Raw genomic sequence first — 9,851 nt, forward strand, 5'->3', positions numbered from 1 at the left:
TGCCGGCCGTACCATCACCCCCGACGGTTCACTCCGCGAAGCCATCGGAGACTACGAAGTCCGTTCCCCCTCCGAGGTAGCCGCTCAGGAAGTCACTCCCGAAGAAGAGCTCAGTGCCGACGGCACTGCAACCGTCTCCGCACAGCCCCTCACCCACACCGATATCGAGGCTACCCCCGGTGACATTCTCGACGTAGACGGCAAGCCCGCAGGCCCCAGCATTATCCGCGTGGGCCAGCATAACGCGCCCACCGTTGATGCCGAAGAGCTCGCCAACCCGGAAGAAGCCAACAGCCAGAGCGCAGGAAACGCACACTCCTCCCCCGTTACTAACTCCCGCAGCGAACGCACCCCGCTCTTCAAGTTCTCCCCCAAGACTCTCAACCGTACCGACAGCACCGGCAAAGACGGCCCCTTCGAAGCACTCTTCGTGTGCACCGGTAACATTGCCCGCAGCGCATCCGGCGAGGTCATCTCCAAGCACCTTGCCGCCGAGTACGGTCTGGAAGACAAGTGGATCTTCTCCAGCGCAGGCACCGGCGCCCTCGTCGGCCACGGCGTCTACGAACACGTAGCCAACGAACTCATCAAGCGAGGCTACAACCCGGGGGGCTTCGCATCCCGCCAGCTCAACGAACAGATTATTGAGAACGCCACCATCATCCTGGTAGCCGAGAAGGTGCACGCCGACTGGATTGTGCGCGAGTGGCCCCAGCACCACGCCAAGATTAAGCTCCTCAAGCAGGTTGCACGTATCCGCGAGGATGCACGCCGCGCCGAGCCGCTGTCTTATCTCTACTCCTACGGTGCCCGCCCGCTTGATACCGATAGGCTGGAAGACCCCTACCGCCGCGGCCCCGCAGCAGCGAAGGTTGCAGTGGACGAGGTGGAGCAGTCCCTGCGCATCATTCTGCCCTGGCTCGCACAGGCACACCGCTAAACGCACACCGCTAAACATACGAGGCTAAATACAGCGCTAACCCGGTTGGGACAGATATCTGTTCCAACCGGGTTAGCTTTAGCCTCTACAACTTAGCTAGCCTCAATAGCAGAAAGTCCCCCACCGACCAACAGTCAGCGGGGGATTTTCGTTAGGCTTTAGAAGCCTAGTGATCGAAAATCTCGGTCACAGAACCCTCGTCGAAGACCTCACGGATAGCGCGAGCAATCAACGGAGCAATGGAGAGAATAGTCAGGTTATCGAACTGCTTCTCTTCCGGCACGGGCAGGGTGTTAGTCACGATGACCTCCACAGCACCGCACTGAGACAGACGCTCAGCAGCCGGATCGGACAGAACCGGGTGGGTTGCCGCGATGATAACTTCCTTCGCGCCCTTGTCCATGAGGACCTTCACGGCGCCAGCAATGGTGCCGCCGGTGTCAATCATGTCGTCAATCAGCACGCAGGTACGACCCTCGATGTCACCCACAACAGTCTTAGAAACAGCCTGGTTGGGGACGTTAATATCGCGGGTCTTGTGCACGAACGCCAGGGGTGCGCCGTCCAGCAGGTCAGCCCAGTGCTCAGCCACACGCACACGACCGGTATCCGGGGACACAACGGTCACGTTCGACAGATCCTCAACGCGCTCACGGATGTGCTTAGCCAGAACCGGAATCGCGAAGAGATGATCCAGCGGACCGTCGAAGAAACCCTGAATCTGCGAAGTGTGCAGATCCACGCACATCAGGCGGTCAGCACCTGCAGTCTTGTACAGGTCCGAAATCAGACGTGCCGAGATAGGCTCACGACCCTTGTGCTTCTTGTCCTGACGAGCATAGGGGTAGAAAGGAGACACCACGGTAATAGAGCGAGCAGATGCACGCTTGAGTGCATCAATCATAATGAGCTGCTCCATGAGCCATTCGTTGATGGGTGCCGGGTGCGACTGAATCACGAAAGCGTCCGCACCGCGCACCGACTCCTCAAAACGGACGTAGGTCTCGCCATTGGCGAAGGTGTATGCGGAGGTGGGCAGCAGGTCGTGATCAAGTGCCTGCGCAATCTCCTCGGCAAGCTTGGGGTGTGCTCGACCGGAGACCACTACAAGCTTGCGCTCACCGGGGTTGGTAATCTCGCTACTCATGGTGTTGTTCTTTCCTCGAATTAGGATTCTGCCGGTTCCTGCGCGCCAGCAGCCTTAGCGGCCTCGGCGGGTTCGGTACCGGCACGGTTCTTCAGAACCCAGCCATCGATGGTGCGCTGGGAAGTCTCAGAGTAGGCGAGGGCGCCAGCAGGAACATCCTTACGAATCAGCGCGCCCGCGCCGGAGTAGGCACCGTCACCGACGGTAACAGGTGCAACGTAAATGCCCGCAGAACCCATACGGGCGTGCGCGCCGATAACGGAGCGGTTCTTCACCAGACCGTTGTAGTTCGCGAAAATAGATCCAGCACCAATGTTCGCGCCCTCACCGATGGTGGCGTCACCAACGTAGGACAGGTGCGGAATCTTTGCGCCATCGCCAATCTGCGAGTTCTTAGCCTCGCAGAAGGTGCCAAGCTTAGCGTCCTTGCCCAGGGTGGTACCGGGGCGCAGGTATGCGAAGGGGCCAACAGTTGCACCTTCGCCAATGACAGCGCCGTGGCCATGCGCGCGGATGACGGTAGCGTCAGCCTCGACGGTCATGTCAGTCAGGGTGGAGTCCGGGCCAATGGTAGCGCCGGTAGCGACGGTGGTAGAACCGTGCAGCTGCACACCGGGCAGCAGGGTTACGTCGTTCTCAATGGTGACGGTGACGTCAACCCAAGTGTTCTCAGGATCAACAATGGTCACGCCGTTACGCATGTGAGCCTCAAGGATGCGGTTGTTGAGCATACGACCCAGCTGAGCCAGCTGCACGCGGTCGTTAGCACCCTCGACCTCCCAGCGGTCCTCAATAGCCAGAGCGGAGGTGCGGTAGCCCTTAGAACGAGCGATGGACAGAACGTCGGTAATGTACTTCTCGCCCTGTGCGTTGTTGGTGGTCACCTCGAGCAGTGCCTCACGCAGAACAGCGGCGTCAAAAGCGTAAATACCGGAGTTAATTTCGGTAATTTCGAGTTCTTCGGGGGAAGCGTCCTTCGCCTCAACGATGGCGGTCACTTCGCCAGCCTGGTTACGGACAATACGGCCGTAGGCGCCGGGCTCATCAATGTGGGTGGTCAGGACGGTTACGGAGTTCTTGTCGTCCTCGTGGAAGGCAATCAGTTCGCGCAAAGTCTCAGTGCGCAGCAGGGGAACGTCACCGTAGGTCACCAGGACGGTGCCGGAGACCGGTGCCTGCGCATCCAGGGCGTTCAGACCGACCTCAACAGCGCGGCCGGTACCCGGAATCTCATCCTGATCAACGATGGTTACCTCAGGGTCAAACGCAAGCACATGCTCAGCAACCTTATCGCGCTGGTGACGTACCACAACAGCGAGGCGCTCGGGGTTCAGATCGCGTGCAGCAGCGACAGCATGCTCAACCATGGATCGACCACCAATACCGTGCATAACCTTGGGGGTAGCGGACTTCATGCGCGTACCAGCGCCTGCAGCCAGAACAATCACTGCAGAGGGTGCCAGTTCAGTATTCACTGGGAAGACTCCTTAGACGAGGTTGTAAGAGTGAGGAGTGAGCGCGGACCGCCAACTCTCTATCAACGGTGCCGTTGAGTGCTTACGCTCCGCCACTAGGACTCGAACCTAGACAAACGGCTCCAAAGGCCGCTGTGCTGCCATTACACCATGGCGGATTATCCATACATCACCGATGAGTCCCCCGAAGGTCATCACCGTCGTTAGCCGCCATTTTGGGCACAGAACAGCGCAATGCAGGAAATGCTTTCCTCAGTTTATCAAATATCTGCCCTCAACCTCGCCGCGCACCCAGGCAAAACCCCGCGGCATTTCTCAACACTGATGTAGCCCCTCATCAAAGCTTGGGGCGCTACTTGAACCGAAGACTCACCCTGTACCCTAGAAGGCGTGGCACATCTACTTGGCGGCGAATCGCTGCACCTCGAATTCCCTACCCGAACCATCTTTGAAGGCATCACCGTCGGTCTGAACGAAGGCGACCGCATCGGTATTGTCGGCCGTAACGGCGACGGCAAGTCCACCCTCATGAAGATCCTTGCCGGCCGGCTCGAACCGGACTCCGGCCGCGTCACCGTGCGCGGCGGCACCCGCATCGGCTACCTCGACCAGTCCGACGTACTCGACGACGACCACACGGTCGGCTACGCGATTGTGGGAGACACCCCCGAATACGAGTGGGCATCCCAGGCGCGCATCCGCGACGTTATCTCCGGTCTGGTCTCCGATCTGCCCTGGGACGCACCGGTTTCCTCTCTTTCCGGCGGTCAGCGTCGACGCGTAGCGCTCGCCTCCCTACTCGCGCAGGAGTGGGACGTGCTCATGCTCGACGAGCCCACCAACCACCTGGATGTTGAAGCCATCACCTGGCTCGCTAACCACCTGAAGTCCCGCTGGTCCAAGAATGCTGGCGGACTCATGGTCGTCACCCACGACCGCTGGTTCCTCGACGAAATCTGTACCGACACCTGGGAAGTGCACGACCGCATCGTCGAACCCTTCGAGGGCGGCTACGCGGCGTATATTCTGCAGCGTGTGGAGCGTGACCGCCAGGCAGCCGCAGCGGAGGCGAAGCGTCAGAACCTGATGCGCAAGGAGCTCGCCTGGCTGCGCCGCGGTGCGCCCGCGCGTACCTCTAAGCCGAAGTTCCGCATTGATGCCGCCAACGCCCTCATTGCGGATGTCCCGCCGGTGCGTGACACCGTGGAGCTGAAGAAGATGGCAGTCTCCCGCCTCGGCAAGGACGTGGTCGACCTCGAAAATGTCTCCGTCGTCTACGACGACCCCTCGATGCCCGACGGCAAGCGCCCCGTGCTGAAGAAGGTCACCTGGCGTATTGCTCCCGGCGAGCGCACCGGCATCCTGGGTGTGAACGGCGCGGGTAAGTCCACTCTGCTTTCTCTGGTGACTGGCGACCTGAAACCGACCGAGGGCCGCGTCAAGCACGGTAAGACCGTGAAGATTGCGACCCTGACCCAGCAGCTCGATGAGCTCAACGAGGTCGCCAACGACCGCGTCTCGGATGTGATTGGCCGTAAGAAGCGTAGCTACATTGCCGATGGTAAGGAGCTGTCTCCTTCGCAGATGCTGGAGCGTCTGGGCTTTACGAGCGCGCAGCTGTCTACCCCGGTCAAGGACCTTTCGGGTGGTCAGAAGCGTCGCCTTCAGCTCATGCTGATTCTGCTGGATGAGCCGAACGTGCTAATTCTCGACGAGCCGTCCAACGACCTGGACACCGATATGCTCGCCGCAATGGAGGACCTGCTGGACACCTGGCCGGGTACCCTGCTGGTGGTCAGCCACGACCGTTACCTCATGGAACGCGTCACCGATCAGCAGTACGCCGTGATTGACGGTTCGTTCCGTCACCTGCCCGGCGGTGTGGACGAGTACTTGGCGCTCTCTGCAGCCGGTGCTGGCGGTTCTGCCGCCGGTAGCGCACAGGCACGTGCCGCCTCCTCGGCGCAGGCTTCTGCTGAGCCGGATACCCCGAAGGTCTCCGGTGCCGAGCTACGTGCGGCACAGAAGGAATCTGGTGCGATTGAGCGCCGCCTCACCAAGCTCACTGCAGAGCAGGAGAAGCTCTCCGAGCAGATGAGCGCACACGATGCCTCGGACTACGCCGGTTTGGCGGCACTCGGCGAGCAGCAGCAGACCCTTCAGGATGAGATTGACGAGCTAGAAATGCGCTGGCTCGAGCTCTCCGAACTGCTGGGCTAAGGTCTATAGACATAGAAAAATGCCGGTTCTAGATTCAATCTAGAACCGGCATTTGTGTATATATTCACCCCTCCGCAACAGCGGTAGCTATCGGCTTGAGCGTACTTCGCCATGTAATCTGCCGTCTTCGCCGTGGATGTCAAAACAACAGTGTCTTTACTAATGATGCAGAACCGCACTGACCGCACTCACAGCGTGGTTGCCCGTAGCGCGAAGAGCGGACGCAAGAGCCTCCGCCCGAGCCTGCGAAGAAACCAGCAGCAGCACCGTCGGACCGGAACCGGACACCAGGGACGCATACACGCCCTCGCTATCGCGCAGGTTCAGGGTCTGTTCAAGCTGCGGGGCGCAGGACAGCGCTGGAGCCTGCAGGTCGTTACGGAGCAGCGGCGCCAAGGAGGCGAACGCCGCCTCCGAACCGTCATAGGAGCTCAGTGCGGACAGAAGCTCTGCAGGTTCCACCAGCTCACCGGAGGCAGGGTACAGCCCCGAGGCACGGCCCGCATCCAGCTGCTTGAATACGCTGGGGGTTGAGAGGCCAAACTGCGCGGCAACGATTACCAGGTGCAGAGGTTCCCGAGGCGCCGCAACGTTCTGCAGCTCGGTACCGGTCCCCTGCCCCAGGGCGAGGGTCTGCCCGAGCGCGGCGCGCACGCTAAAGGGAATATCGGCGCCCAGCTGCGCGGCGAGACGCTCATAATCCATCTGGGTCAGGAGCGCATCGGTGCGGCCGGTTGTGTGCAGGTAGCGGTCCGTAGCAATGAGGGCGGCAGCCGCGTCCGCTGAGCCGCCAGCCATGCCGCCTGCCACGGGCACAGCCTTCGCAATATGCAGGTGCAGCGCCGGGGCAGATTCAATACCGTGTTCCGCAAGGATTAGCTCGGCGGCACGGTACACAAGATTCCGCTCATCCATCGGCACAGCGGCAGGGTCGAACTGCCCCGCCTGCATCTGCTGATCCACCAGGGAGCCGGGCACAATATCCATGCTCAGGCTCAGCCCCGGTGTCTGCCCCTCAGAGACCGTGATGGTCTCCGTTAGAGAGACCGCCGCAAAAAGCGTAGTCAACGGGTGGTAGCCGTCCGGGCGGACATCCCCCACGGCGAGGTACAGATTGACCTTACCGGGAGCATCAACCGAAATAGCGACCTGGGTACTCATCAGCGCATACACCTTTCGCGCGGGAACTCGCGTGAGAACGTCAGTGAAAATTCAGAGCGGGAAGAAGCTACTCCGCTACGGGCTCAGCCGGAATAGTCAGCGAAGCCTCCGCAATGCGGATAAAGCCGTGAATATCCAGCTTCTCACCGCGTTCCGTCGGAGCGATACCGGCAGCCACCAGAATCTGCTCCGCACGCGCACCCGAACCCGCCCAGGAGCTCAGCGCAGCGCGCAGAGTCTTACGGCGCTGAGCGAAAGCGGCATCCACAATCGTGAACACCAGGTCACGGTCAACGGTAGAAAGAGGCTCCTCGCGCATGCGGAAACCCACCAGGCCCGAGTTAATCTTCGGCGCAGGCCAGAACACGTTCTTGCCAATCACGCCCGCCTTATACACCTCGGCATACCAATTGGCCTTCACCGAGGGCACACCGTAAATCTTCGAACCCGGGGTTGCGGACAGGCGATCGGCGACCTCATCCTGAACCATCACCAGGGCGTGACGAATGCTCGGGAACTGCGCAAACAGGTGCAACAGCACCGGAACCGCCACGTTATAGGGCAGGTTCGCTACCAGAGCATCCGGAGTGCGCGGCAGCTCGGTGACCTTCAGAGCATCCATGAGCACCACGTCAATATCGTCCGCCTTCTCGGGGCGGAACTTCTCAATCGTGTGCGGAAGCTGCTGAGCCAGCGGCGGGTCAATCTCCACCGCCACCATGTCCTTCGCAGCGTCCAGGATACCGAGAGTCAGCGAACCCAGGCCCGGGCCGACCTCCAGCACCGTCTCCTCCGGTGAAATCTCTGCCGCGTTGACAATACGACGAATCGTATTGGGGTCAATCACAAAGTTCTGCCCAAGAGTCTTCGTAGGACGAATACCGAGCATCTCGGCAAGCTCGCGAATCTCAGCAGGGCCGAGCAGGGGCAGATCGTTCACAGCGTTCCTTCACATAGGTGGATGGTGGGGAGGTTACAGTTTAGGTTACCGCGAGAAACGCTGCTTTACCTCATCAAGAGTGGCTTCCAGGGCGTTCTTAGCATTTGTAATACGCTTCTTCGGCGCCAAAGCAATACGCACTCGATCCAGGGGACCAGTACCGTGCTGGAGACTATTCACCTTATCCAGATGACGCTTACCGGATTCCAGGATGACGCTACTGCCCTCCCAGCCGCACAGGCCAGGCTGCACAAAACGCACATCCACGCCCCACTGTTGGTACAGCTTATAGTCATCAGCCACAGTACCCGGCGCCTTACCCTCGAACTGCTTGAGCAGCTGCTCAGCGCCCGAACGGGAAATCAGGTACAGACCGGTGCAAATCAGGGGCCAAGTACCGTACGGCTTACCCATACGGTACTTACCGTGCACAAAAGGAGACAGCAGAGACAGGCGGATGTATTCGACCTGCGGATTCAGCTTGCCGGCATCATTCGCAAAAGAATCGCAGAGGTTCACCAGCTGCACCTGCGGGTACTTCGTGATGATTGAGTTCACCACCGCCTCAGCATCCGGAGAAAGAAGGATGTCGTCTTCAGCAATCAGTGCCCAGTCGGCGTCGCTCGCAACAAAGTCACGCCACATCTTCACGTGGCTGAGCATGCAGCCCTTCTCCGCGGGGCTGGGGTCGCGATGCCAGCGGCTACGGAAAAACTCAACGTCAAATTCTTCATCAGTGACGTGATTATCACGGTTATCCACCGCAGAATAACGGACAAAATCCTGCACAGGTGCGCCCACCGAATAGAACGATTCAAAACGGTTCGCGCCGTCCAGGCCCAGAACATACTTCAGAATCTTTGCCATGTTTTTCCCTTCAATAACTCATCCAGAAGACCTAAGCAGTAGAAGATCGCGTCGGTTAATGATGAGTTTTCAGAACTTCAGACCACCTGCACAACAGAGGGGTTCATCAATCTTAAAAATCAGTGCGTAAACGGCAGGGAGTCTGAAATATTGAGCGTGTGATAAATACGCACACCGCAGTGCAACGTAAAAAGAATTCTATCATTCACCATGCGCCAATCTCAGGTCTCCGCAGGTTAAAACGCGATATGGCACGCGTCGTACTGGTGCACAGCAAAAATCCCCTCCCTACCGCAGATACACGATGGGGAGGGGATACTAGACAGGCAGAAGACCCACATATTTACATTTTTATGTGATGACAGTAGCCCAATCCGTCTCTGGGTTAACGTCCCAGGCGCTGCTTCACATCATCAATGGTGGCTTCCAGAATGTTCTTCGCGTTCGCAATACGCTTCTTCGGCGCCAGAGCGATGCGCAACCGGTCGATAAAACCGGTGCCATGCTGCGTGCTCTTGAGACTTTCCAAGTGACGAACGCCAGAAGTTTGAATGAGGCTGGTACCTTCCCAACCGCACAGGCCGGGCTGCACCAAATATACGTCCACTCCCCATTCTCGGTAGAGGGAATAATCATCAGCAACAACGCCGGGAACCGTCTCGCCATAACATTCTACGAGTCGTTCAGCCCCAGAACGCGAAAGAAGATACAAGGCAGCACCATACAGAGGCTTTGAACCATAGGCACTACCCATACGGTACTTGCCGTACACAAAAGGAGAAAGCAACGAAAGACGGGGGTAATCAACCTGCGGGTTGAGCTTGCCAGCTTCAGAAGCGTAGATATCACCCAGGTTAACCATCTGCACGTGAGGATACTTTTCGATAATCCTCTCCACTACAGGCTGCAGGTCAGGGGAAATGAGGACATCGTCCTCTGCCAGCAAAGCCCAGTCGGCATCTGAAGCGAGGAAGTCCTTCCACATGTGGTAGTGGCTCAAAGCGCAACCCTTTTCGGCAGGCCTCGGCTCTTTACCGTAACGAGTCAAGAACAGCTTGCTATCGAATTGTGCATCAGTGACGTGATTATCACGGTTATCCA

At 58.9% G+C, this 9,851-nt stretch carries 8 protein-coding genes and 1 tRNA gene; 2 read left to right on the top strand and 7 right to left on the bottom strand.

What is annotated here, in order from left to right; all coding sequences use genetic code 11:
- Positions 1–940: arsenate reductase/protein-tyrosine-phosphatase family protein (locus HMPREF2842_RS08115; RefSeq protein WP_070644113.1), on the top strand; the 940-nt coding region annotated here is incomplete at its 5' end.
- Between the two features lie 166 nt (positions 941–1,106).
- On the opposite strand, the gene HMPREF2842_RS08120 is transcribed toward HMPREF2842_RS08115, so the two are convergent.
- The 3 genes from HMPREF2842_RS08120 to HMPREF2842_RS08130 all read right to left on the bottom strand — a co-directional run bounded on the left by HMPREF2842_RS08120 (position 1,107) and on the right by HMPREF2842_RS08130 (position 3,720).
- Entirely contained in the window at positions 1,107–2,087 is a 981-nt protein-coding gene (locus HMPREF2842_RS08120) for a ribose-phosphate diphosphokinase (RefSeq protein ID WP_049352070.1), read from the bottom strand.
- 20 nt (positions 2,088–2,107) lie between these two features.
- Positions 2,108–3,562, bottom strand: a complete 1,455-nt coding sequence (gene glmU / locus HMPREF2842_RS08125; RefSeq protein WP_070644117.1) for a bifunctional UDP-N-acetylglucosamine diphosphorylase/glucosamine-1-phosphate N-acetyltransferase GlmU — start codon at positions 3,560–3,562, stop codon at positions 2,108–2,110.
- A gap of 87 nt (positions 3,563–3,649) precedes the next feature.
- Positions 3,650–3,720 (bottom strand) — tRNA-Gln (locus HMPREF2842_RS08130).
- Positions 3,721–3,952: 232 nt separating this feature from the next.
- Between HMPREF2842_RS08130 and HMPREF2842_RS08135 the strand changes: the two genes are divergently transcribed.
- Positions 3,953–5,782, top strand: coding sequence for an ABC-F family ATP-binding cassette domain-containing protein (locus HMPREF2842_RS08135; RefSeq protein WP_049346766.1), 1,830 nt, complete (start codon positions 3,953–3,955; stop codon positions 5,780–5,782).
- A 159-nt stretch (positions 5,783–5,941) separates the two neighbouring features.
- Here the strand turns inward: HMPREF2842_RS08135 and HMPREF2842_RS08140 are convergent, their stop codons facing one another.
- From HMPREF2842_RS08140 to HMPREF2842_RS08155, 4 genes are all read right to left on the bottom strand, one after another.
- A complete protein-coding gene (locus tag HMPREF2842_RS08140) occupies positions 5,942–6,943 on the bottom strand; it encodes a GHMP family kinase ATP-binding protein (protein WP_070644120.1) in 1,002 nt (333 codons plus the stop codon).
- A 67-nt stretch (positions 6,944–7,010) separates the two neighbouring features.
- Positions 7,011–7,883, bottom strand: coding sequence for a 16S rRNA (adenine(1518)-N(6)/adenine(1519)-N(6))-dimethyltransferase RsmA (rsmA, locus tag HMPREF2842_RS08145; protein WP_049341563.1), 873 nt, complete (start codon positions 7,881–7,883; stop codon positions 7,011–7,013).
- Between the two features lie 45 nt (positions 7,884–7,928).
- Positions 7,929–8,750: a glycosyltransferase family 25 protein gene (locus HMPREF2842_RS08150; RefSeq protein WP_049355013.1), complete on the bottom strand. Its 822-nt coding sequence runs from the start codon at positions 8,748–8,750 to the stop codon at positions 7,929–7,931.
- 385 nt (positions 8,751–9,135) lie between these two features.
- Positions 9,136–9,851, bottom strand: a 716-nt coding sequence (locus HMPREF2842_RS08155; RefSeq protein ID WP_070644123.1) for a glycosyltransferase family 25 protein, incomplete at its 5' end; no start/stop codon positions are given.

The organism is Rothia sp. HMSC069C10 (genome assembly GCF_001812205.1).
GTDB classification, from domain to species: domain Bacteria; phylum Actinomycetota; class Actinomycetes; order Actinomycetales; family Micrococcaceae; genus Rothia; species Rothia mucilaginosa.

Excerpts from the sequence above, each read along its gene's own strand:
- HMPREF2842_RS08150 (WP_049355013.1), bottom strand. The coding sequence starts at position 8,750 with ATGGCAAAGATTCTGAAGTATGTTCTGGGCCTGGACGGCGCGAACCGT.
- HMPREF2842_RS08120 (WP_049352070.1), bottom strand. The coding sequence starts at position 2,087 with ATGAGTAGCGAGATTACCAACCCCGGTGAGCGCAAGCTTGTAGTGGTC.
- HMPREF2842_RS08140 (WP_070644120.1), bottom strand. The coding sequence starts at position 6,943 with ATGAGTACCCAGGTCGCTATTTCGGTTGATGCTCCCGGTAAGGTCAAT.